Here is a 25,215-nt window from a genome sequence, read left to right as displayed (position 1 = left end):
GGCCAAAAGCCGGTAGCGTGGCGCGACCACCCTCTTTAAAGGTCAGCTTCCCTTTTATTCCCGCTGCGAGGCACGAGCAAAGGGAAGAAAAAGGCGAAAGCGACCGTCTTAAAGGGGGTGGTCGCGCGTAGCGGGCGACGGTGTGCCGCCGTTGACGTTTGGGGGTTTTGACGTGGCGTCCAGCCGCGACATTACCCCCATGCACCGGGCAATAAGGGCGTCCAGCCCGCATGTACCGGCGCACGCCGTTTCGTACCGGGAAGCATGCTTTCCTGCACATGGCCGCACAGCGGCCACCTTCTTTACCCCATGACATCGCCCCGTCTTTTCGCCCGACACCGTGGGGCGAATTGATGGGGCGATGTCATGGGGCGAATAGCTGACGAAGGAGGCATCATGATTTTAGATAAGCTTGCCGCTTCACTGTCCCCGATAGTGAACGGGATGCTGGCGGTGCTGGCTTTTGTGCAACAGAAACAACTGGTGCTGGCATTATTAGCGGGGCTGACGATGCCGTTTTTTGCATCAATGAAAAGCGATGAACGGCAGAAAGCCCCGTTATGGAAAAGTTTGATTATCGCTTTTTCCCTGCTGTGTTTTCTCTCTGGCACACTGGCCCCGATAGTTATCGGATCCTTCCAGTGGCTGTATAAGACCAGACTCACCAGTGATAATACGGTACTGGCCTGGTCAGTACGGATTGCTTTCACTGTGACCGGGATTATTTTTCATATTATGCTTCGCCGGATATTCACGCCGGAACTGGACAAAATAAAGAAACGCCTTATTAAAAAAACCACCCTTGAACGGGAATTGCGCACCGATGTCCGCACCGTAAAATCCCTTCTGCCGGAAACTCTGCATTATAACCCGCTGGATTATATCGACCTGAATAAAGGCATTTTCACTGGCATGGACAGGGAGAACGAACCAATGTATCTCCCGTTAAGAGATTGGCAGAAACAGCACGCGGATATTATCGGCACCACCGGAGCCGGTAAAGGGGTAGCTGCCGGGATATTGCTATATCAAAGTATTATTGCCGGTGAAGGCGTTTTTGTTATGGACCCCAAAGACGATGAATGGGCCCCCCACCTTTACCGCAAAGCCTGCGAGGATGCAGGGAAACCTTTTGCCTTAATTGACCTGAGAAAACCCCAATACCAGTTAAACCTGATTGAAGAGATCACCGCCGATGAACTGGAAGAACTTTTCGTTGCTGGTTTCAGTCTGGCAGAGAAAGGTCAGGAGTCAGACTTTTATCGCATTGATGACCGAAAAGCCGCACGTATGGCCGCGCAATTTGCCAGCGATAATCCATCGGCAACACTCCGGGATGTTTATAACGGTGATTATGTCCAGGGTATTGCTGAAAGAATCAAAGCATTTTTCGGCAAGATTGAGGAACTGGCATTACTCAACGCCGTTAATTCACCGAAAGGTTTTTCACTCAGGAAAATATTTGATGAAGGTGGCTGCTGTTATGTTGTCGGTTCCATGCGAAACAGCAAAATTATTACCGCCCAGCGGATGCTGCTGGTTCGCCTTTACCAAATGGCAGAAAAACGCGACCGTGTGACAGACATTCCTCGCCCCATTGCTATTTATCTTTCCGAACTGAAATACCATTTATCAAAGCCTGCGCTTGAAGGTTTAGGTGCGGCACGAGATAAAGGCGTACATATTATAATGGACCACCAGTCCATTGCTGATTTAAAAGACTGCCCGGCAGATTTGAAAAGTGACGCTGTTGTCGGTGCGGTCGTTGAAAATGCCAAATTCAAACTTGTTTACCGGGTTATGGACCCGGATACAGCGGACTGGATAGCGAGAATGTCTGGCACGATTCTGGTGGATGACGAACTCCGTAAGGCTAAAACGGATAATATGCTGACTGAAACCATCGACAGTGAGCGCACAATCCGCCAGGCCGAACGTTTCTTTATTGACAGCAATATGATCCTGAACCTGCCCGATTTTGTCAGCTTTATCTTTACGACAAAAACGCTACCTTCTGCTTCACTGATCTCGCCGATAAAGGTCAGAAAGCGTCAGCTAAAAATCTTTTCGGTTTCCCCTGATATTGCCGCAGCGGCAGCCCCGGTGAAGATCATGCTGGATTTTGGCGAGGATGATAAACCAGCCATGCCGGATGTGATGACAACGCACCCGGCTCTTTTCTTCGACGAAATCGAAGTAAAACCGGTAAAGCCGAAACCTGATGATGAAGAACACCTGTCCCCGCTGGATTTTTAAGGAGCGGTTATGCTGATTTCGTCCTTTCGCGAGCGCCAGACGCGTAACAACGAAAAAATAAAATAACTGCTGAACTTCCTGAAAGAAGAAACCTACAGTGATTTTAAAACTCTGATGCAGTTATTTGGTTTCCGGGATCATAAGTCGCTTTATTCGCTGTTGGCAAAAACGGAGCGAATGGGGTTAATCCAGAAGCATATGCTTGAATCACGGACAATCAAGATTTCATTATGGGGGATCACCAGCGACGGGCTGGCGGTGGTGTTAGCCCCGAATGATAAAATCTTTCCTGCGCGGTTTGAACCATCAAAAATCACCGGCTGGACGCTGGAGCACCATCTTGATAATCAGGCCGCCAGGCTTATTCTGGAGAAGAAAGGCGCTTCGGGATGGATTAACGGCGACCGGGCCAGCTTTCTCAGCCAATATCAGGTAAAACATCGCCCGGACGGATTACTGACGCTGCCCGACGGTAACGTTATTGCCCTTGAAACCGAGCGCCGCCTGAAAACCAGAGCCCGTTACCAGTCTATTATCGCCAGCCACCTGCTGGCCCGTACACGCAAGCACTGGATTTATGTTTTTTATGTCATGCCTGACCCACAGAAAAAACGGGCGCTTGAACTGCTGTTTGACAGCATCAAACATGTCATCATCAACCATCAGCACGTCCCGCTGGAAGAACGTCACCGCCGGGTGTTTCGCATTTATACCCTTGATGAACTAAAGCGCCTGTCATTAGACAGTTATACGTAAGCTTTGACTCAGGCCATCGTGATGGCCTCACCGGGCTGGCGGCGATACCGCCAGCCCGGAATATTTTTTTATTCCACTGCGAGGCGCAGGCTGTTCGGTACTCGCTGTGCTGCGTTCCGCCTCAGTCTGCGCCTCGCAGCGTTGCCGGTAAAAACCATGTAACCACATTCCCTTGCGGTTGTCCGGCTCCGGACTCAGAGTTTATTCATCAGATAACAATGCGCTTTAGAGGCGGCGCTGGCCGCTTTGAAAATATAGCGCTTGTCGTTTTTCAGCGCTTTCAGCCAGGAAGCAATGTAGCTTTCATGTTGTACTTCGCCATCAATCCCCAGATCCGCCATCAGAAAGGCACTTCCCAGCTCCGCCACCAGTTCTTCCTCTGCATAATCTGCACTGCCAAACTTCCCTTTCATTTCACGGTTCAGGCGTTTTTTGCCACCACTCCAGTGGACAAGCTCATGCAGGCCAGTAGCGTAGAAGTTAGCCGCATCAGCGAATAGATGGCGCTCCGGTAACCAGACTTCATCAGTTGATGGGTTGAAAAAGGCGTTTTGTCCTTTCTCAATGATTTTTGCGCCGCTCTTCCTGAACAGGTTTTCAGCCTCGGGCAACGAGTCAAAGGTTGCTTCCGGGCTGACCGTTTCAGTTGTCAGGGGCAGGCCGTCGATTTGCTGAACGTTGAACACGGTGAAAGTTTTCAGCATCGGGATATGGTCAATTTCTCCGGCATCGTTTTCCTTCTCCAGCGTGGTGTAGAAAATGGCTGTTGTTCCATGCTCACCCTTGCGAACCTGTCCACCTGCTGCCTGTGCCTGTTTGTAGGTCATCCAGCGAGAATTGCTGAAACCCTGTCTAGATGCGCTGCACCATAACAGCATGATATTAATACCGCTGTAGGCTGCTCCGGTTGCGTAATTAGATGGCAGACCAGACATGCCCGATGCGCGTTGCCACGGACAGGACCAGGGTTTAACACCGGCTTCCAGCGCTGCAATGATGTTGTCGGTGACGGTCTGATAAATATCCTTTCTGGTTTTAAAAAATTTCGTTTTTGAGGAGCCTGACGGGTCCAGCGGGGATACGCTGGTCGCCGCTGCGGTGTTAGGGGCGCTTGTCCGGGTGGTATGCAGGGAAATCGTCATCGTTTTTTCTCCGTCAGTGTGTGATTTTCGTCTTCGTATCGCCTGACGGTTCGCTTTCCCGACGTCGTTCTGTCCTGCAAGGGCGCAGCATGCGTGCCATTTATCCTTGCGGGACGGGTTGTGTTGGGAAACGATTAACAGGAAGCCGATACAGGAACGAAAAGCGCACAGGAGACAAAACTTGCCCCTGCATAGCCGGGCGTAGCGCCCCTTAGTTCGCTGCGGTGAAATGTTGTTGGGAAAGGCAGTGTTTTGCATTAAAAATACGGTTCATGTTTTGCTTTCAGACTAGATGTTCACATGCCCTCTATTGATTATCGCACAGTGCTATATCTGCATATCTCTTAAGATCCGAGATACACGCTACTAGCTAAAGCTGAAGCAAAAAGAAGAAAATTAGTCCCAAAAAGTTCTCGATGACAGCTCGTAAAAGTGGTGCAATTATGTGCAGTATCGGTAAGATAATTCCTATCTACACACTAAAATTAAACTTAAGGAAGCGTTTACTGTGGCAATGCAACGAGCATACTACGGTCAGGATCGGGATCGAGAGTATTTTGAGCGTGTTTTTCAGTCAGCAAACATCAACTTTCTTATCGGCTCCGGAGCGTCACTACCAGCTATCCGCATACTAGGAGATATCGAAGCGCAACTAGAAGAGCACGTGCGTTCAGGAGATGACTTAGCCTATTTTCAGCAAGCAGGCGATTTTCTAACCTCAGTTTGGGAAGCTAATGACGTTCTACTCGATAGAACTCAGCAAGGTATACCGCATAGTCAACCCACGTTAGATAACGTAACTGTCACTCGCACCTATTACTCCGGTTTCCTACACTCTCTTGAAAAGATTCTTACCCAAAGAAGAACTGGCCTATTACCTAGGAGAATAAATCTCTTTACCACAAATTATGATCTGTTTATCGAAGATGCTGCCGTCAAAAGCTATAACGTTATCTTAAATGATGGTTTTAGTCGGCGAGGAAATTTGTATGGTGCACATTTATTTGATCCAGCCAGCTTCTACCATACGACTCATGCTACTGGAAACCTTTATAACTATAGCGTTGAGCTACCGACAATAAACCTGATTAAGCTTCATGGTTCTTTATCATGGCTTAAATATAAAAATGATTTTTACTACCAAGTACCCCCATTGAGACCTGTAGCTTTTGCTACCCATGAAGAACTAAGAAATTGGGTGCTCTCACATGCACTCATTCTTCCCAGAAAGGATAAATTTCGCGAAACTCTTCTTGAGAATATCTATTACGATCTTCTTAGAAGTTATTCTAATGAATTAGACAAGGAAGGAGCATTGCTTGTAGTTTTTGGTTTCTCATTTGCAGATGAACACATAGAGACGTTAACAAAAAAAGCGCTAAGAAACATGTCTCTTAAAGTTATAATATTTTCCTATAATGAAATTTCTCGAATCGCATTTATGGAAAAATTCAGAGACTACTCTAATGTGGAAATAGTTTACACTCCAGGTAAAGAATTAGATTTCACTAAGGTAAACGAAATTATAAATTGTTTTCTGAGGAGATAACTGTGGCACAAGAATTTATTCATGAAGAGGCAGTTCTCCGTGTCGGTGAAGTATGTGAGGTGTCAGGAAGAACAATAAGCATATTGGTCGATAAAAATAAAAACCTTAGCGATCTTTTTTTCCGTGGAAAAGTACTTAAGAACGTATCCGTTGGCGGATTTATCGAAATCAAGAAAGGATTCATGAGCCTAATCGGTAAAATAGAGGCAGAAAAGATACTTGAGGAGAAAAATCCATTAGGAAGCGGTGCTGAGTCCATACGTTTTCGCCGCTACCTGACTGTCTCTTTGTCGGGTTACGTTGATCGGAACGGTCATTTTACTGTCGGTACAAGGGAAATTCCCTTAATTGGAAACGAAGCATTTATAGTGACCGAAGAGATAATTCAGCTCATTCATCAGATAGTGAGAGCACAAACTTGTGCTATCACATTCGCCCGTACTGATCTTGAAGATATCGATATTACCCTACCTGTTAGCGGTTTATTAAATTCTCACATTGCTATTTTCGGTAATACCGGTAGTGGGAAGTCAAACACTCTGGCATCTCTGTACAAACACGGTTATGCCGCGTTGTCTGAAATGCTAAAAGAGAGCTTTCAAAGCAAGTGTAAGTTTATATTGTTTGATTTCAATGGTGAATATGGTGCCGATGAATGCATAACTTCGGAGAAAATTGTCTATAACCTTAGCACTTATAATGATCAAGGGGATAAAATCCCTATGCCGGAAGGTGTATTACTTGAACATGAGATCCTTTCTGTCCTTACTGATGCAACAGACAAAACCCAGAAACCATTTTTAAGGCGAGTACTTGAACTCAAATCGGCAGTTCATCGCTCTGATGCCCCTATTGATTTTTTTAGAAATATACTCAAGAAAAAGATCAGGGAAACTTTGTGTGGTAGCGATAAGACACGTTGTGATGCCCTTCTTGATCTTTTTCGACCAATTTTTAACGATCATGAGCATATGACATCCGATCTAGAGTTTCATTTCGGTAGAAAAGTTTGGTTTAACAACACAGGTCGCTTTTTTGACTCTCCTGAAGATACGGAGCATTCAAACCTGTTCAGACTCGCAGAATCCTATGAATTTCCAAATGATGTTATAGAATCCTTGCTTGGATTCATGTATTTGCAGCTAATCCTCGAATTCTTATCCGGTCGCTCAAATCCTGAACACATAGCACCAGTAGTAAATAGAATGAGTGCAAACAGAAAAGATATTAGAAAAGTCTTTGATACCAATGGGAATAGAGATTTTTGGGGCAACAGTAATTTTGTAGTCATCAACCTGAATATGGTCAATCTGACCATGAAAAAAACACTTCCATTATTACTCGCTAAATGGGCCTATGCTGATAAAAAAGCAGGTGACCCCTACTCAACTCTCAGTCTCATCATTGATGAAGCACATAATATCCTGTCTAATACATCTTTTCGTGAAACCGAGAGTTGGAAAGATTATCGACTTGAAACTTTTGAAGAAATCATCAAGGAAGGGAGAAAATTCGGTGTATTTGTAACCCTATCGAGTCAAAGACCGAATGATATTTCCTCCACTATTATTTCTCAGGCGCATAATTATTTCATCCATAGGTTGATAAACCAGAATGATTTATACGCTATTGAGAAGTCAGTTTCTTATATTGACCGTCTCACCGAGGAATCAATTCCCACCCTTTCTACTGGCACCTGCATATTCAGCGGTGTGGTATGTCCAATGCCGCTGAAACTTCGCATCAATGAATTGGAGATACATCATAGCCCCCACAGCAGTACCATTACTTTTGAAGAAATTTCACTACTATGATCATGATTCAATATCAGAACAGTGCAAGATTAGAGATCTGCGTCTCTACTAGGGATAGCCCTATGATGTGCTCATTAATATTTTTATTTGAATAAGATGAATAGCAACGACTATTAGGAAAAAGAATGATTCTAACTGACAACGAAACAAAAATCGATCTGCTAAACAATGAGGCCATTGCCTCCACCATTATTGGATTGCTTCGAGAGCAGCCCAATCACCCAGTAACAATTGGTGTTCATGGTGATTGGGGTGCAGGTAAGTCGAGCGTACTCGAAATGATTGAGTCGGGCTTCTCCGACAAAGATGATGTTTTATGCTTAAAGTTCAATGGTTGGCGTTTCCAAGGATTTGAAGATGCAAAGATAGCCTTAATTGAAGGCATCGTCTCAGGTCTGGTAGAGAAACGTCCTGCATTGAAAAAAGTTGAAGGAGCTATTAAAGACGTATTCCGTAGTATCGACTGGCTAAAGGTTGCCAAGCGAGCCGGCGGTCTGGCATTAACCGCATTTACCGGTGTTCCGACACCTGAGCAAATTGGCTCCATCATCAACTCCCTGCAAGGTTTGGCTGAAGATCCCGTCAAACTTATGACGAAAGAGAATATCTCTAATACTATCAATGAAATAAAGGCGGTGACGAAAGAGGGAGAAACAAAAAATGTACCGATGGAAGTGGAAACATTTCGCAAAGCATTTGATCAACTACTGAAAGATGCTGGTATCAAGCAACTTGTGGTATTGGTTGATGATCTTGATCGTTGTCTACCTGATACGGCCATTGAAACTCTTGAAGCGATTCGTCTATTTGTATTTACCTCGCGGACAGCATTTGTTGTTGCTGCTGACGAGGCTATGATTGAGTACTCAGTGCGTAAGCACTTCCCTGACCTGCCTGACAGCACTGGGCCACGAGACTATGCCCGTAATTATCTTGAAAAACTCATTCAGGTCCCGTTCCGGATCCCTTCTTTAGGCGAAACAGAGACGAGAATTTATGTCACATTACTTCTTGCTGGTGCTGAAATAGGTGAGAATGACCCAGACTATGAAAAGTTAATCATCGTTGCGCGGGAAAAGTTGAAACGCCCGTGGACAAGTGGTGGATTGGACGCTGCCACGGTAAAAATAACTCTCGGCTCGCAAGCCGATAAAGCAAATAATGCACTAATTCTGAGTGATCAGATCGGACCAATTTTGGCTAGCGGAACAAAAGGTAATCCTCGCCAAATCAAGCGTTTTCTTAATACCCTCTTGCTACGTGACCGCACCGCAACAGCGCGAGGTTTTGGCGATGATATCAAACTGCCAGTACTAGCAAAACTCATGCTTGCTGAGCGATTTATTCCAAGATTGTTCGAACAGATCGCGTTTGTTGCGGCGATACATTCAGATGGACACTGCAAAGATCTTGAAGCATTAGAGACGTTTCTTACGATTTCCAATAAAAACGATGATAAACCAAAAGAAAAAAAAGCCGCAGAAGTATTATTGCCACCTGATAGTACGGTTTTGACTGAATGGAAATCTTCAGAAACGATAAGTGACTGGGCTCGGCTCCCACCGAAGTTATCAGGTCTCGACTTACGTCCCTACTTGTTTGTAACAAAAGATAAAAAAGATTATTTTGGTCCGGTATCAGTTTTGGGCCACTTAGCCGAGGTGGTCGAGAAATTGTTCGGCGGCAAAATGGCGGTCCAAAGTTACGAATCAGAGTTGAAGCAACTTGTGCAACCTGAAGCCGAAAAGGTCTTCGAGGCAGTTCGTAGCAAAATAATGAGCACAGCTACTTTTGATATCAAACCGGCAGGAATTGATGGTTTGACCGTTCTTGTAAAGGCACAACCAAAATTACAGAGCCAGCTAATGGATTTTCTAGAGGCATTGCCAAATGATAAGTGTGGTCCTTGGGCTGTAAGTGGTTGGCAGAGTGCTATAAAGGATACCGAATGTTTAGCGCGTTTGACTGTACTATTGGGGAATTGGAGCAAACTAACTACTAATACCAGCCTCAAAGTCGCAGCCGAAGCAACGCTTAAAAATCACAAAGGAATACATTAATGGGAACCTCAACAGCTTATGGAGGGCCTGGCGGCGGGACTCCACTTATTCCATCATGGTTGGATAACGCCCCCCCGGCATCCCCGCAAGGCAATGGCCCAGGACAAGACGACCAGCAGCCAATAGATCGTCCTGAACCCCTGACTCCACCAAATCGCCCACCAATACCAGGTACAGCTGATCCGCAACGTTTCTCAAACGCGCGCAATAACTTCACACGATTTGCAGGGTCTGGTGGTTCAGATCGAGCAAGCCTCGGGCGGGCCATATCGAAGTATGTTTCAACGTCATCAGGTGGTGCCAGGCAGGCAGCACAACGTATGGGAGCTTCCAGAGGGGCGGGGGCACGGCTCCTCGGTTTCCTAGCGGAGGTACAAACAAGGGGTGTCAACGAAGCGCTACGCTCACTGAATTTAGAATCGCTAGCAGGCCGTCCAATCACTGAAATTTTCATTGGGCTAGCTGATTTCATCTGCCCAGGAGCAGGTACTGTTGATGAGGGCATTGCCCGTGAAGCATACATCGAGACTATCGTAGAACTTGCTAACGAAGGTCTCACTGATTTGAATACATTTACACCAGATCAAATGCAAACCGTTTTCGAACTATATGCTACTCACGCGATCGAAGCACGCATTTGTAATGACATTGGAACCAAAGCGGTGACGATGCCAATAAATGCGCATACAGCACATCTTGTTGAGCAGCAGGTGCGAGATTTCATCCGGGGTGGAGTAAGCGATGCACTCGCACGCGCTCAAATTGGGACAAATCATCTTACTCCAGAGCAAATTCAAGGATTCGTGGATACGATCTATGAGTCTGCGTTTAGAATTTTACAGGCTCTTGGCGATGCAGAGGCTAATAAACAATGATGCGACAACTCCTAGTTGGTCATTTCGGTTATGACGATTCATTTGACCCTGTAGCAGGCTTAGATGAACAGATAACTTCCCTACAGCTCGTCGCCAGCAAACAAACTTTGGATTATGGAATTGGTCATGCACTGTCCAGCCTTAACAATATCGGCATATTCCCAACAGAAATGGGCATTGACCTGTTGGTTTTAGCAGCCCATGTCCATGCTGCTGACACACGAATCTCGCGTGTTGAGCAATCGCAGGATTCGTGGACACGCGAGATAAGATTGATAGTACCTGTGAGTAATCCCTCTCGTTGGTATTCAGCAGCGCCAACCCTCAAAAATTCTCTTGATTTTTTAACCGGCGATCGCTGGACGGTCGATTTTAGGCCACGCCCCGAGCGATTTAATACTGTCGTCAAAGAAGCACCACCAACCCTGATTGCTCACCCATTTGATTCAGTCAGTTTATTCTCAGGTGGACTTGATAGTTTAATTGGAGCTATCGACTCGTTAGAGAGTGGAACTACACCGCTTCTGGTTAGTCATTTCGGAGAGGGGGCAACAAGTGATGCACAAACTAAGCTGTTTGCCGGTTTAAAAAAACATTACGTCAAATCATCTTTAGAGAGATTGCGAGTTGGTATGTCCTTTGAGGAAGGACTTGTGGAAGGCGTAAGTTCAGAGAATAGTACTCGAGGCAGATCTTTCTTGTTTTTTGCTCTCGGTGTTTTCGCAGGAACCGGACTAGGAAACCATTTCGTTTTGCGCGTCCCTGAAAATGGATTGATTGCTCTAAATGTACCGTTGGATCCACTACGATTGGGATCAAACAGCACTCGCACGACGCACCCATATTATATGGCGAGATGGAATGAACTGCTTTCCATACTTGGCATCAATGGCGAAATTCAAAATCCGTATTGGAACAAAACTAAAGGGGAGATGGCTTCGTCTTGCCAAAATCCTTCTCTTTTAAAAAGCCTGATATCAGATTCTCTATCGTGCTCATCACCGGCCAAGGCCCGTTGGTTGGGGCATGGCATTGAACAGTGTGGCTATTGTTTGCCATGCCTGATCCGCCGAGCAGCATTAATGGCAGCATGGGGACCTGATAGTGATCCAACGGTGTATACAGTGGCAGATCTTCATGCTCACCCCTTGGACACGCGCCAAGCAACTGGAGTACAGGTCAGATCATTTCAATATGCAATTGCTCGTCTGAAAGATAATCCGCAACTAGCAAGTATCTTGATTCACAAGCCTGGCTCGCTTGCGGATGAAGCAATGCATTTAGACCAGCTAGCTGGTGTATATCAGCGCGGACTTGCTGAAGTTGCGCGACTTATCGACGGTGTTTCGACAAGACCAGCTTGAAAAGGATATTTACATGAATGCAACTAAAGGGCTTGTCGATTTTCACTGTCACCTTGATCTCTACCCTGATCATTATTCAGCAGTCAGAGATGCAGAGAAAGCTGGAATATTTACATTGGCAGTTACGACAACACCGCGCGCATGGCCTCGCAATCACGAGATTGCAAAGCGTACAAAGTATGTCCGAGCAGCATTAGGGTTACATCCCCAATTGGTAGCCAACCATGAAAATGAACTAGAACTATGGGATCAGTACCTATCGGAGACACGCTATGTTGGTGAAGTTGGACTGGATGCTGGTCCTCGCTTTTTCAAGTCACTCGATGCGCAAAAGCGAGTATTTCAACATATATTGCAACGTTGCGCTCAGGCTGGCGATAAGATCATTACAGTCCATAGCGTCAGAGCGGTCAAAATTGTACTAGACTTCATTGAAGCATATTTACCCTTAGGGCGTGGGAAAATTGTTCTCCACTGGTTCACTGGAACAAAGAACGAGGCGAAGCGAGCATTAGAGTTAGGATGCTATTTTTCTATTAATATGGAAATGATTAGCAATGCCAGACATATTCCTATGATACAGTCTATTCCAATTGAGCGAGTGCTAACAGAAACCGATGGTCCATTCACACGTATTGATAATAGGCCTTCACAACCAGCTGATATAGAAAATACTGTAGAAGAACTAGCCCATTTATATGGGCTATCCACGAGTGATATGGTCTACGTCATTCGGAATAATTTGCGGACCCTAATCAGTTATTGAAGGCAACCTTACTATGATTAAATGAAAAAGAGATTGGTGTTCATCTTGGTGGTCTTGACAGAGAAGTGACTCAAGTTTCGCTTATATATTAGCTTGTAACTGAATAAGGCAATCCCAATTACAGAGCCAAATTTGAACAGCCTGATTACTAGCAGGCTTTTTGCTTTTGTGCACCAATGGAAAAGAGTTCAGTCTCGGAACTGGGGGGCCTGTTAACGATTGTTGCAACAAGCTCTTCAGACGGAGATAAGACACACCATGTTACTTAAAAAAATAGATATCAGCAAATTAAGTCATATAAATAGATAGATGAAGGTTTATTGAAAGATAATCATCAATTTAGAATTTGGATTGCTTTCTTATAATGATGGTACAGCAAGATCAACACTGTGTAGCTCATGCAACTCCACTATGGTGCGGCTATAGTTGTTTCTGCGTGCCATCCAGCTTGCGATGAATAAGCGAAACCAACGTAAGGATGTCCAGCGCATCCAGTTCAGACATGGGCCAATTCTTCTTAGGCGCATGGGCTAGTGGATTGCGCACAGCGCCGAATAGACCAATCAGTAGATTCGCAAAACCTTTCTGTTCGCTCTTTTCTGAGTCGGTGGTGAGCGATCCCAAAGTCAGAACAGGTTGTTGTCCGGTAAATGCCTTGTTCACCAAGTCAGCACCATCACCGCTCAACCCGGACAACTGACGAATACGTTCCGCAACCCCCTTCGTCGCCTCGAAGACGGCATGAAAATAGTTTTCGTCCAGAAGTTCGGCACGGCAATAGTTCAAAACTTCCGCATGCACAGCACGGCTTTCGAGTGCAGCCTTAAGTCGACCGGCGCGGGCTCGAGCAGAATCCAGAGTCGTTACTTTAGCGGCGCTCGCGACCTTACCATCCTCACGGATATAAAAACCGGAAAAAGCCAGGACAACATTGAGTTCATCACGTCGCCAGGCAAACACCGATGGATCACGGGCGTAATTAACCGGGTTCATCGCACGGTTAATGAACATAATAAGATGGTTGCCGACCTGATACTGGTTCTGCGCACCTGCGAGCGCATTAAACAGACGTTTCCACTTTGTCATTCCTGGCGATGTGTCCGCAACTTTAATTTCTTGTAGCAGTCGCTCGATCTGCGACCCACTCAAGCCACGTTCGGTATCAGCAAGGACGCGACAGGCGGCCTCAAGGTGCTGAGAGTTGAATGATGGAATACGTATCATGAATTATCTTTCTATCACCTCTCAGACCCACTCGAGCGCCGTGATGATCGATTGCCCTTCGGTGCCGACCTCCACAAACAGAGCGTGCTCGTAACCAAGCTGCTGCTTATAACCTCGAAGTTTTAGTAGATCGATCTCTCTATCGACGCGACTCGTTGATTTTTTGAACTCCAAGACCAAATGATTCTGTCGTGTACCTCGCCGATGCACGATCACATCTGGAAATACTGTCTTTGCCTCAACGTCTTCGCTGTCTGGATAAAGTTCCAAATGTCTGAGCCGTTTAGGTTCAATGCTGTCCCGGTTGTATTCGCAATCTACAGTCCAACCGGGGAAACATTGCTGGAGGTACATCGCAAAGCGAAAGGTAATCGACCGTTCGTTAGCATCGATACCGAGAAGATCATGATCAATGAATAGTAGCTCGGACAATGCATGTGACACAGCTTCGCCTGGTGCATATTGGTTGAGGAAGTGAATTTGTTCCGGGGTCAGTGCCATCATCACATTCGCATACTTAAGAAATTATATTGGGCTTTCAAGAAGAATGAGTACGCTGTAGGTTCCATTTTTCATTGCCTAACTAAGGCTCACACTGAAGGAAGTATACACTGATTGAAACGTCGTGAGGATTCTCTGTCTCGCGTCGTCTAGCTCGTCAGCCACGCGTTGCGTGAGCATAAACGTGGGGCAATCGGGCTGACCACATCCACAAGGTCTGATTTCCCCTTCCTTAAGCCGAGTTACGAAGATGCGCCGCAGTTGGTCGACCTGACGAACCACTTTTCCCATCACTGTCTGGATGCGTTGATTTTTGAGATGGTGGATCGAAGGAATGCGCCTGATCTCGACGCCCTCACGCGTTCTCCACAAACCTGTATTTAGTGCGCCAATGGTATCTTCGATTGCCTTCTGAAAAGCAGGGAGAGAACTTTCTTGTTGAAACGGTGTGCGAAATGCTGGTCGGTCAAATACGGCAGCCATCAGTTGCAGAACATCGGCGTCGGAAAGGTCGGGAAAATCATCCGTGAATTTTTGAATATCAGCTTCAACATCAGGAAACTCGACGCCCTGGACAAAACGGTGCAGCAGATATTCAGCACGAAGACGCAAGTTTTCTTCGAACTCTACGCCCGACCATATCGTTACATGCCTGACGCCCAGGGAAGCTGCTGCTTGCTCGATGCGCGTTCTGCCAGCATCCGAGACCGCACCACGAGAGACGAACTTAAAGACGTCTGGGACACTGCCAGTTGCTTTAATCGACTTACTCATGTCGCTCTTGGCTTTTGCCAGTGTCAACGTGTCTCGGTTCGCGCATTGGATGATGGTCTTACGTGCTGGCTGGTCATCAAATGGTTCAATACCCGAGATATCTCGCCCTTGATCACCTCCTGATTGACCGTGCCAAATCAGATCATGCCAACCCGCGCGCAGGTGGTATGCAAAAACAAGGCGCTCGAACTGGATACCACTGTAGTCCTCAAAATGAACCGGAGAAACCGTTATCGTCGCCATACTCGCTCCTTTTCTGCTGCTATTAGTCTTCGGTAAACCTTACTACGTCCCTGTGAATTTCCGCCGTTACCCAATGAAAAGCACCAAATATTGGTGGCAAACCTTGCTTCGCCAAATGCCCACGGAGTTTGAAATGCAGAATAACTTATTAGTAAACTGGACGCGACAGCAGCACTGTAGCTCGCGCACAAAACAAATCTCCGGATCGAGTGTCCTTAACGACCTGTCTCAATTAATCAAAAACGGCGTTCTGCTATTTCTTAACACAATCCGTCGCCAAGAGCTGAGGCAGATTGAGATTGGCCTTGTAGCCAAAACGACTATCTACGAGATGGGTGCGGAAGTGAGTTTCCGCCTCGCTTTAATCTGACGCTACGATGCGTTGTGTGGGATCTGGCCGGGATGGAAGAATAACTCAAAGTGCTCAAGCAAGCCCCTCGTGTCAACATCTGAAAGCCAGAAGTCCGTCTACAAATATGTAGATGATGCTACCCACTGATTGACTGTGTTTACCAAACAAATTTAGGGAAGAGACAAAGTCTATCAATTAGTGTGTTGCATCCATCGGTTGAACTCACAGCGAAAAGCGGACGCCTGCATAGCGTATACAGGCGTCCGATATTTTGAAGTGGGCAGATTACTTAACCCGCTTCCCCGTTTCGTCAATGACCTTCTCGTCATCCTCTTTGGTAAACGCTCCTTTCTGGCCTTCCGGTAGAATATCCAGCACTACTTCTGAAGGGCGGCAAAGACGAGTACCAAGCGGCGTAACGACTACCGGCCGATTAATCAGGATCGGATGTTGAAGCATGAAATCAATCAACTGTTCATCACTAAACTTCTCTTCATCAAGACCCAGGCGTTCATAAGGCTCAACATTCTTACGCAGTAATGCACGCACCGTAATTCCCATATCTGAAATAAGTTTAATCAGCTCATCACGTGTCGGTGGCGTATCAAGATAATAAATTATTGTCGGTTCGTTGCCGCTGTTACAGATCATCTCCAGCGTGTTGCGTGAAGTGCCGCAGGCAGGGTTGTGATAGATGGTAATGTTGCTCATATCTGTATCTCATTACAAAGTGATGGAGAGCCGCAACGCCAGCGCGGCCAGAGTGACAGACAGCACGGGCAGAGTCATGATAATGCCGGTGCGGAAGTAATATCCCCAGGTAATCGTTATATTTTTCTGGGCAAGCACATGCAACCAAAGCAGGGTTGCCAAACTGCCAATCGGGGTGATTTTCGGGCCTAAATCGCAGCCAATCACGTTGGCATAAATCATTGCCTCTTTGACGACGCCAGTCGCCGTACTCCCGTCAATCGACAGCGCGCCAATCAGCACCGTCGGCATATTATTCATTACCGACGACAGGAACGCGGTCAGGAAGCCGGTGCCGAACGTTGCTGCCCATAACCCCTTTTCTGCCAGCAGGTTCAGCACGCCAGACAGATACTCCGTGAGCCCTGCATTGCGCAGGCCATAGACCACCAGGTACATGCCCAGTGAAAAAATAACGATCTGCCATGGAGCACCGCGCAGGACTTTTCCGGTGTTGATGGCATGACCTCTTTTCGCCACTATATACAGTACTGCTGCGCCAGTAGCGGCTATCGCACTGACCGGGATCCCCAGAGGCTCCAGAACAAAGAAACCGACAAGCAGCAATAACAGGACAATCCAGCCCGCCCTGAACGTTGCCGGATCCTTTATCACACTGGCAGGCGTCTTCAGCAGCGAAACGTTATACGTCGCCGGAATGTCCCTGCGGAAGAAGAGATGCAGTATGACCAGCGTGACCGCAATCGCTGCCACATCTACGGGGATCATAACGGAGGCATACTGCGTAAACCCCAGACCGAAAAAGTCCGCCGAGACGATATTCACCAGGTTAGAAACAATGAGTGGCAGGCTGGCCGTATCTGCTATAAATCCTGCGGCCATCACAAAGGCCAGCGTTGTGCCCTTGCTGAATCCCATTGCAAGCAGCATCGCAATCACAATTGGCGTCAGGATCAGCGCGGCGCCGTCATTGGCGAACAAAGCAGCAACAGCGGCACCGAGCAACACTATCCAGGTAAACAGCAGGCGGCCACGTCCGTTACCCCAGCGGGAGACGTGCAATGCGGCCCACTCAAAGAAGCCGGACTCATCGAGCAGCAGGCTGATGATAATGACCGCAATAAATGCCGCTGTCGCGTTCCAGACGATATTCCAGACAACGGGAATATCAGCGATATGGATGACACCGGTCACCAGCGCCAGCACAGCCCCGATACTCGCGCTCCAGCCAATACTCAGGCCTCTGGGTTGCCAGATCACCAGTACCAGCGTCAGTAAAAATATACTCCCTGCCAAAAGCATCTCAGACTCCGTTATATATGATTATGTAAATGTGTTTTTCTTTCTCAGCAGGAGGTGCAGGCTGATTTATCCAGCCATTCACGCACATCCTCCCGCATACACTGCCAGGACGTCGTGATTGTCTCAGCTGCCCAAGCCGGTATGTGGGGTGACAGACGATAGTGGATCCATTTGCCTTCACGACGGTCCAGAACCAGCCCAGCCTCGCGAAGGATAGCCATATGTCGCGAGATTTTGGGCTGCGATTCGGAAATGGCCGCGCAGATATCGCAGACGCACAGTTCTCCTGACTCCCGAAGAAGCATGATGATGGCGAACCGTGTTTCATCCGACAGGATTTTGAAAAGCTGAACAGGTTGTAGCATTTTTCACTCCGTTCCCTTTAGAATATACATATGTTAAATCATATATATTAACTTTGAAATCATCTGCTCTCTCCGGAGGAGAATAATGGAACAATTTCCTGCCCTGAATACTGAATGCTTTGATCAACACATCGCTGAACGCCTGCACCTGCAGGAGCCGCCACGGATTCTCATCCTGTATGGCTCAGTAAGAGAGCGCTCCTACAGCCGCTTTGCCGCGGAAGAAGCTGGTCGCCTGCTGATGGCGATGGGCGCGGAGGTAAAACTCTTTAACCCCTCCGGTTTACCCCTGCCGGATGATGCGCCGGACACGCATCCTAAAGTCACCGAGCTGCGCGGTCTGGTCAGATGGTGTGACGGGATGTTGTGGAGTTCTCCGGAACGGCACGGGGCTATGAGCGCAGTTATGAAGGCGCAGATTGACTGGATACCATTAAGTGAAGGCGCGGTTCGTCCTTCGCAGGGCAAAACACTTGCGGTAATGCAGGTCTGCGGCGGTTCACAATCCTTCAATGCAGTGAACCAGATGCGTATTCTGGGCCGCTGGATGCGGATGTTTACGATCCCCAACCAGTCCTCCGTAGCCAAGGCATGGCAAGAGTTCGACGAAAACGGACGAATGAAACCTTCGCCATGGTATGACCGCATCGTCGATGTAGCCGAGGAGCTGTTTAAAATCACGCTGCTGCTTAAGGGACAAACCGGTTATCTTGCGGATCGTTACAGCGAGCGAAAAGAGAGCCATCAGGAGCTTTCATCCCGTATCAATCAGGACAAAATATAACGTCTGTTCTTCGTTAATCCATACTGCATGAGCTTAACAACGTCCGCTCTGGCACAGAACAGACAGCCCTTATAGATGTGACAATAGTAGCGATCACCAAATGCACGAGACCGCTCAAATCAGTTTTATTTAATCAGTTTTGATTGGTGGTCATTCTGGTGGTCTTGACAGGGAGTGTTTTCAGGTTTAGCTTACTTATTAGCCAGTTACTGGCAAAGGCGATCCCAGTCAGAGGAGCCAAATTAGAAAATCCCGCTTAAGGAAACTTAAGCGGGATTTTTGGTTTTTATACGCCGGAGCCCCTGCCTGTATGGCGTTGAGGCAATCAGTGAGCATGAAAACCTTCCCGATGCATTTTCAGTTTCCCCTCCGCACCGGGAAATTTGGTGGTCAGATTTGGGGTCAGGTGAGTTCGATTCGGGTTGATACGGAACCACGGCTTACCGGAGGTAAACCCTGCATTCTGGCTATGTGTGCGCAGAATATTCCCGCAGACAGAGCTTAACGTTGATAAATCCGTGTCTCATAGGGCCGTAAAATGTGCAGCGCTCCCTCCTCCTGATAGTTACCCAGTAGCAATTGCGCACCTTCCAGCACCAACTGTTGTGAATCAACCTCTTGTGGACAGGCGCTGAAATTACCGATCACCAGGATCTGCTGATTTTCCAGCGTACGCAGATAGGCGTAAATATGGGGGTCGGAAGGCAACAGGAGTTGATAGTTCCCCTCAATCAGCGCTGGCATCTGCCGCCGCAGGCGGATCAGCGCACGATAAAAATTCAGAACGGAATGGTTATCTTCGCGCTGCTGCGCGACGTTGATTTCGCGGTAATTGCTGTTTGCAGGAAACCAGGGCGTCACGGAGCTGAAACCGCCATGAATGCTGTGATCCCACTGCATCGGTGTACGTGAGTTATCGCGCCCGGTACGGCTAAGAATTGCCAGAATGTCTGACTCCTCCATGCCCTGTCTGCGCATTTCACTCGCACGTTTTCTTGCGGCAACATCGTCAAAATCATCCAGGCTGGCGAAATGCGTATTGGTCATGCCGAGCTCCTGTCCCTGATAGATAAACGGCGTTCCTTTCATCAGGAAGTACATAGCTGCAATGGCAGTCGCACTCTCACGATGATAGTTTTCGGCGTCGCCCCATCCTGACACCACGCGGGGAAGATCATGGTTCTCGACGTATAACGCATTCCAGCCTTTATTTTCCAGCAGCGTCTGCCAGCGCGTGAAAATATCTTTTAAGCCCATCAGATCGAGGCCAGACTGCGGTTTAGTGTGTTGACCGTCCTGCCACAGCTTTACGTGCTCAAACTGAAAGATCATATTCAGTCTGCCGCGCTGCTCACCAACCCATTCTTCGCCCTGTTCAGCGGTGACGCCGTTCATCTCACCGACGGTAACAATGTCGTAGCGGCTGAGTACCTGTTCACACATGTCATCGACGTAATCGAGCAATCCGTCATAATTCAGATGGCGTTCGAACGACGGCACATAAGGGAGTCCCTGCGGATTAGGCATGTCACTGAATGCTGGCTCTTTTTTCATATGACAGATAGCATCAATTCGGAAGCCGTCCACGCCTTTATCAAGCCACCAGCGCATCATGGTGTAAATGGCCGAGCGCACCCCGGGGTTCTCCCAGTTGAGATCCGGCTGCCTTTCAGAAAACAGATGTAAAAAGTACTGCCCGGTGGCCGCGCTATGCTTCCAGGCGGACCCGTTAAAAATGCTCTCCCAGTTATTCGGCTCCCCACCCTGTTTACCGTCGCGCCAGATGTACCAGTCGCGTTTCGGATTATCGAGGGAGGAACCCGACTCCACAAACCAGGGATGTTCATCAGAAGTATGATTAACGACCAAATCAATAATCAACCGCATCCCGCGCAGATGAACCTGCTTCAGCAGGTGGTCAAAATCGGCCATCGTGCCGAATTCTGCCATGATTTGCTGGTAATCGCTGATGTCGTAGCCGTTGTCGTCGTTGGGTGACTGATATATCGGACAGATCCAGATCAGATCGATCCCCAGATCCTTAAGATAATCGAGTTTTTCAGTTATGCCGTTAATATCGCCAATACCATCGCGGTTGCTGTCTTTGAAGCTGCGTGGATAGATCTGATACGCCACGGCCTCTTTCCACCAGTTTGCCATCAGAGACTCCCGATTAATAAAGCAAAAGATTCATAGGGTTGCAGTTGTAAACGCGCACCCAGTTGCTCACGTGGCGCATAGTTACTGATCAGGCACTGGCCCTGCAACGACTGCAGGTTGTCCGGTACGTCAAGCGTCAGGGGTTCACGGGTGAAATTATTGATCACCACCAGCGTCTGGTCGCCCGACGTGCGTAACCAGGCAAAAACCTGCGGATGGCTGTTGAAAATCTGCCTGAAGTCGCCGTGAACCAGCAGCGGTTGTTGCTTACGCAGCGCCACAAGTTTCTGGTAGTGGTAAAAAACAGAGTTGGGATCGTCAAGCGCCGCCGCCACGTTTATCTGTTTATAATTGGGATTCACGTCAATCCAGGGCTGTGATGTTGTAAAACCAGCATGCTGACTGCTGTCCCACTGCATCGGCGTTCGGGCGTTATCGCGACCGTTGGCGTGGATCCCCCTCATCATCTCTTCGCGACTGACGCCTTCGGCCACCCGTTCCTGATACAAATTCAGACTTTCAATATCCCGATAGTCGTCAATACGCGGAAAACGCACGTTGGTCATGCCAATCTCTTCGCCCTGATAAATGTAAGGCGTGCCTTTAAGGCAGTGGAGCGCTGTGGCCAGCATTTTTGCCGACTCGACGCGATACTGACCTTCATCGCCAAATTTGGAAACGGCGCGTGGCAAATCGTGATTGCTCCAAAACAGCGAGTTCCAGCCGCGGTGGGCTAACGCTGTCTGCCATTTGTCGATAACAGCCTTGAAATGCAGCAGATCAAAGGGCTTGTTGCGCCACTTTCCATGATGTTCATCCCAGAAAAGCCTGATGTGCTCAAACTGAAAGACCATCGTCAGTTCCTGCCGCGCTTCGGCGCTGTAAAGCAGTGCATCTTCCGGCGTTGCACTCCACGTCTCACCAACGGTTATGCTGCCGTACGGGCCAAAGGTGGCGCGGTTCATCTGATGAAGATAAAGATGCAGATTTTTACCGTTCGCCATGATCTGTTGATCGACGTCTTTGCCGATCAGGTCAATAACGTCCATTCTGAACCCGCCGATACCACGCGCCAGCCAGCGGTTCATCATCGCGTGGATGGCGGCACGTACGTCGGGATTTTCCCAGTTGAGATCCGGCTGGCGCGTTGAAAACTGGTGCAGATAATATTCCCCACTGGCCTTATCCAGTGTCCAGGCGCTGCCGCCAAAATGGGAACGTTGATCATTGGGCGGTCCGCCGTCGGCCGCCGGTTTGCGCCAGATGTAGAAATCACGGTAAACACTGTTTTTTGATGTCAGCGCATCAATAAACCACGGATGCTCATCGGAGGTGTGATTGACAACCAGATCCATCAGAATGCCGATATCCCGTGCTTTTGCTTCCGCGATCAGATGCTCCATTTCAGCCATCGAGCCAAAAATATCGGCAATATTCTCGTAATCGGAGATGTCATAGCCGTTATCGTCCATCGGCGAACGATAAACCGGCGACAGCCACAGCATGTTGATGCCGAGCTGCTGCAAATAGTCGAGTTTACTGATGATGCCGTTGAGATCACCGGTACCGTCACCGTTACTGTCCATAAAGCTGCGCGGATAGACCTGATAAACCACGGCATCCTTCCACTGCTGTGCGCTGTGCATATCACTCATGACTTTCTCTTCCCTAAACGGATTAATGATTCATGGTCAGATGGCGATGGAACGCCCGACCGTGACTGTCGAACAGGTAACAGCGCTCCACCGGCAGCCGCACGCCAACGATCTCGCCAACCTGAATGGCTGAACGTTCTGCGTGACGGACCACCCAGGGTTCACTGGCATTGCCGTTATCCAGATACAACAAAGTTTCGTTGCCCATCTGCTCAACAAACATCACCTCTCCCTGATATTCACACTCTTCCCGATTGCCGCTGCGAATATGTTCCGGGCGAATACCCAAGTTCACGCTGTGGCCCTGTGCCGCTGCCGGCGTGGCAACAGGCAGAACCAGCGCCTTGCCGTTATCCAGCTCGACCACGCTTTGTTGTTCACCCGCCTGGCGCAGCGTGGCGGGAAGCAGATTCATCTTCGGCGAACCGATAAACTGCGCCACAAACTCATTGGCAGGTTGGTCGTACAGCTCCAGCGGCGTGCCCACTTGCTCGATGTTGCCCTGATTGAGCACCACAATACGGTCGGCAAGCGTCATCGCCTCGACCTGATCGTGGGTGACATAAATAATGGTGACGCCCAGACGTTTGTGCAGGGCCGACACCTCCATGCGCATCTGCACGCGCAGGGAAGCGTCGAGGTTTGAAAGCGGTTCGTCGAACAGGAACAGGCGGGGTTCACGCACGATGGCACGGCCAATCGCTACACGCTGGCGCTGGCCGCCGGACAAGTCTTTTGGCCGTCGCGCCAGCAGGGGTTCGAGCTGTAAAATACGTGCGCACTCACGCACGCGCTGGTCGATTTCGGATGCCGGATGGCGCGCAAGCTCCAGCCCAAACGCCATATTCTGATAGACGCTCATGTGCGGATAGAGGGCATATGACTGAAATACCATGCCAATGCCGCGTTCTGCCGGCGTGTCATCGTTCACATAGTTCCCGTCGATATACATGCCCCCGCCACTTATCTCCTCAAGCCCGGCAATCATCCGCAGTAGTGTTGACTTGCCGCAGCCGGAAGGCCCGACGATCACCACAAACTCTCCGCTTTTAATGTGCAGATCCAGCGATTTGATGACCTCTGTCTTTGCACCATAGCGTTTTTGAATCTTGTCCAAGGTCAGTTGCGCCATATTCCCCTCCGAATCCATGATGTTGTTATGCCGGAAGCTCCCGGCATCAATAGAGTCTGTTTTTATTTCAGATAGTTAAGCCATGGGCTCTGACGAGAAATCATCACATCCACCAGTTCTGGAATAGCACGGCATTTGTTGTTCACCGGGTCAACCAGCAGTGCCTGAATCACCAGATCGCGGGCCCCTTCAAGGATGGCCTCCGCCGTCAGGTCGTGGATGGCAACCTGATTACTGAGTAGCCCGCCGATACCGGCCGGGACATCGATCTTGATCCCATGTACACCTTTCCGGTCAATAATCGCAGGCACTTCCACGGCGATAAACGCTGGCAGTTGTTTGATAAATCCGCGGTTCGGAATGTTGACGGCGGCCTCCTCATAGCCTGAGTCGGTCAGAATCCCTTCGATGACGGGCACCACGCGCTCCTTCAACTTAAGCTCAATCTTCGGCTGCACCTCACCGAGGTAGTTACGATAGAAAGTATAAAAGTCGAGAATGCCGCGATGATCGCTGACCTCGCCCGCCCAGCTGATGTATTCGCCAAAATGGCTGTCGCCGGTGATCGGCAGGTGGTGGAACTTCTCAAGGATTTCTTTGAATAACGTACGGTCTGCCCAGGGATACGAACTGTCTTTGCCGCCGAGCGCATGACGCTCGGTGCTGCCTTCGGTTTCCACCCACTTACCGTGGGTGCGGGTATACGCCAGGATGTCGCTGTAACCCGGCAAAGTCGCGAAATAGTCCGGGGCTTTGGCTCTGACGTCGGCATACGCGTCTTTACCACTGTCTTTATACCGGGCTTCTAACAGCACGCTGAAGTGGTTGAGGCCACCCGAACGCAGATTCAGATTATCGAAGGAGGTTCCCAGCATTTCAGGCAGATAGCGCTCAAGGGACGCTATTTCGTGACACATGCCGACAAAATTCAGCTCAGGGAAGGCACGATGCACGGTGGTACAAATGCGGCTCATCGGATTGGAATAATTAAATATCCAGGCGTCAGGGCAAATGTTGGCCACGTCGGCGCAGATGTCCAAAATAGGCGGAATAATACGCAGCGCATGGAACAATCCCCCCGGGCCGCCGTTCTCGCCATAGACCTGCTGAATGCCATACTGCTGCGGGATCTGCCAGTCAAGATCCCACAGGGCAAAACGATCGCCCACCTCAATCGAGATAATCACAAACCCGGCACCGCGCAACGCCGTGGCACGGTCAGTGGTCGCACTGACGATAAAGGGGAGATCTTCTTTTGCCAGGAAATCACGGGCCGTCTTTTCCGTTACCGCCAGCGAGGCCGGATTGATGTCATGGAGTACGATTTCACTGCCGTACAGCGCGGTGCTCTGGAAAATGTCACCCAGCGTACCGTAACCAAACTGCGCACTGCCTGCGCCCACTAAAACAATTTTTGTAGCCATATTATT

The 25,215-nt window shown here is 48.6% G+C and carries 20 protein-coding genes; 9 read left to right on the top strand and 11 right to left on the bottom strand.

Annotated elements, in window-relative coordinates; translation table 11 throughout:
• Positions 1 to 396: 396 nt before the first annotated feature.
• Together HGO41_RS17200 and mobC are read left to right on the top strand one after the other, a co-directional pair.
• Positions 397 to 2,256 (top strand): type IV secretory system conjugative DNA transfer family protein, encoded by a 1,860-nt coding sequence (locus HGO41_RS17200; protein WP_023137331.1) that lies wholly within the window; start codon positions 397 to 399, stop codon positions 2,254 to 2,256.
• A 66-nt stretch (positions 2,257 to 2,322) separates the two neighbouring features.
• A complete protein-coding gene (gene mobC / locus HGO41_RS17195) occupies positions 2,323 to 3,012 on the top strand; it encodes a MobC family replication-relaxation protein (protein WP_250981270.1) in 690 nt (229 codons plus the stop codon).
• 194 nt (positions 3,013 to 3,206) lie between these two features.
• On the opposite strand, the gene HGO41_RS17190 is transcribed toward mobC, so the two are convergent.
• A complete protein-coding gene (locus HGO41_RS17190; protein ID WP_250981259.1) occupies positions 3,207 to 4,154 on the bottom strand; it encodes an ArdC family protein in 948 nt (315 codons plus the stop codon).
• A 514-nt stretch (positions 4,155 to 4,668) separates the two neighbouring features.
• On the opposite strand from HGO41_RS17190, the gene HGO41_RS17185 reads away from it, so the two are divergent.
• The 6 genes from HGO41_RS17185 (at position 4,669) to qatD (ending at position 12,582) form a co-directional block, all read left to right on the top strand.
• Entirely contained in the window at positions 4,669 to 5,703 is a 1,035-nt protein-coding gene (locus HGO41_RS17185; protein ID WP_031604802.1) for an SIR2 family protein, read from the top strand.
• Between the two features lie 2 nt (positions 5,704 to 5,705).
• Complete coding sequence (locus HGO41_RS17180; RefSeq protein ID WP_250981258.1) at positions 5,706 to 7,517, top strand: ATP-binding protein; 1,812 nt, start codon at positions 5,706 to 5,708, stop codon at positions 7,515 to 7,517.
• A gap of 125 nt (positions 7,518 to 7,642) precedes the next feature.
• Positions 7,643 to 9,577, top strand: coding sequence for a Qat anti-phage system ATPase QatA (qatA, locus tag HGO41_RS17175; protein WP_250981257.1), 1,935 nt, complete (start codon positions 7,643 to 7,645; stop codon positions 9,575 to 9,577).
• The gene (gene qatB, locus HGO41_RS25860; RefSeq protein ID WP_023337495.1) at positions 9,577 to 10,452 is read left to right on the top strand and encodes a Qat anti-phage system associated protein QatB; all 876 of its coding nucleotides are present in this window, start codon (positions 9,577 to 9,579) and stop codon (positions 10,450 to 10,452) included. Before qatA ends, qatB begins: the two co-directional genes overlap by 1 nt.
• Positions 10,449 to 11,816, top strand: a complete 1,368-nt coding sequence (qatC, locus tag HGO41_RS17165; RefSeq protein WP_023137337.1) for a Qat anti-phage system QueC-like protein QatC — start codon at positions 10,449 to 10,451, stop codon at positions 11,814 to 11,816. Before qatB ends, qatC begins: the two co-directional genes overlap by 4 nt.
• Before the next feature lie 13 nt (positions 11,817 to 11,829).
• Positions 11,830 to 12,582: a Qat anti-phage system TatD family nuclease QatD gene (gene qatD, locus HGO41_RS17160; protein ID WP_032175461.1), complete on the top strand. Its 753-nt coding sequence runs from the start codon at positions 11,830 to 11,832 to the stop codon at positions 12,580 to 12,582.
• Between the two features lie 420 nt (positions 12,583 to 13,002).
• Here qatD and HGO41_RS17155 read toward each other — a convergent pair whose 3' ends face one another.
• The 6 genes from HGO41_RS17155 to HGO41_RS17130 form a co-directional block, all read right to left on the bottom strand.
• A complete protein-coding gene (locus HGO41_RS17155) occupies positions 13,003 to 13,806 on the bottom strand; it encodes a TIGR02391 family protein (protein ID WP_003036327.1) in 804 nt (267 codons plus the stop codon).
• A 21-nt stretch (positions 13,807 to 13,827) separates the two neighbouring features.
• A complete protein-coding gene (locus HGO41_RS17150) occupies positions 13,828 to 14,307 on the bottom strand; it encodes a hypothetical protein (RefSeq protein ID WP_353050903.1) in 480 nt (159 codons plus the stop codon).
• A 78-nt stretch (positions 14,308 to 14,385) separates the two neighbouring features.
• Positions 14,386 to 15,324 carry a hypothetical protein gene (locus HGO41_RS17145; protein ID WP_032175462.1) on the bottom strand — a complete coding sequence of 313 codons (939 nt, stop codon included), beginning with the start codon at positions 15,322 to 15,324 and terminating at the stop codon, positions 14,386 to 14,388.
• A 637-nt stretch (positions 15,325 to 15,961) separates the two neighbouring features.
• Complete coding sequence (arsC, locus tag HGO41_RS17140) at positions 15,962 to 16,387, bottom strand: glutaredoxin-dependent arsenate reductase (protein WP_250981255.1); 426 nt, start codon at positions 16,385 to 16,387, stop codon at positions 15,962 to 15,964.
• Positions 16,388 to 16,399: 12 nt separating this feature from the next.
• Entirely contained in the window at positions 16,400 to 17,689 is a 1,290-nt protein-coding gene (locus HGO41_RS17135) for an arsenic transporter (RefSeq protein ID WP_250981254.1), read from the bottom strand.
• Positions 17,690 to 17,733: 44 nt separating this feature from the next.
• On the bottom strand, positions 17,734 to 18,054 hold the full coding sequence (locus HGO41_RS17130; protein ID WP_023136916.1) for a transcriptional regulator: 321 nt from the start codon (positions 18,052 to 18,054) through the stop codon (positions 17,734 to 17,736).
• A gap of 85 nt (positions 18,055 to 18,139) precedes the next feature.
• Here HGO41_RS17130 and arsH point away from each other — a divergent pair, with 85 nt between their 5' ends.
• Positions 18,140 to 18,838 (top strand): arsenical resistance protein ArsH, encoded by a 699-nt coding sequence (gene arsH, locus HGO41_RS17125; protein ID WP_023136915.1) that lies wholly within the window; start codon positions 18,140 to 18,142, stop codon positions 18,836 to 18,838.
• Between the two features lie 501 nt (positions 18,839 to 19,339).
• On the opposite strand, the gene HGO41_RS17120 is transcribed toward arsH, so the two are convergent.
• From HGO41_RS17120 to HGO41_RS17105, 4 genes are all read right to left on the bottom strand, one after another.
• Complete coding sequence (locus HGO41_RS17120; RefSeq protein ID WP_250981253.1) at positions 19,340 to 20,998, bottom strand: glycoside hydrolase family 13 protein; 1,659 nt, start codon at positions 20,996 to 20,998, stop codon at positions 19,340 to 19,342.
• Positions 20,998 to 22,653: a glycoside hydrolase family 13 protein gene (locus HGO41_RS17115; protein WP_250981252.1), complete on the bottom strand. Its 1,656-nt coding sequence runs from the start codon at positions 22,651 to 22,653 to the stop codon at positions 20,998 to 21,000. Before HGO41_RS17115 ends, HGO41_RS17120 begins: the two co-directional genes overlap by 1 nt.
• 22 nt (positions 22,654 to 22,675) lie before the next feature.
• Entirely contained in the window at positions 22,676 to 23,785 is a 1,110-nt protein-coding gene (locus HGO41_RS17110; RefSeq protein ID WP_217147261.1) for an ABC transporter ATP-binding protein, read from the bottom strand.
• 62 nt (positions 23,786 to 23,847) lie between these two features.
• Complete coding sequence (locus tag HGO41_RS17105) at positions 23,848 to 25,209, bottom strand: family 4 glycosyl hydrolase (protein WP_250981251.1); 1,362 nt, start codon at positions 25,207 to 25,209, stop codon at positions 23,848 to 23,850.
• Between the last annotated feature and the right edge of the window lie 6 nt (positions 25,210 to 25,215).

Source organism: Rahnella sp. CG8 (genome assembly GCF_023701875.1).
Lineage (GTDB): Bacteria > Pseudomonadota > Gammaproteobacteria > Enterobacterales > Enterobacteriaceae > Rahnella > Rahnella aceris.
This window is presented reverse-complemented; position numbering and strand designations above follow the sequence as displayed.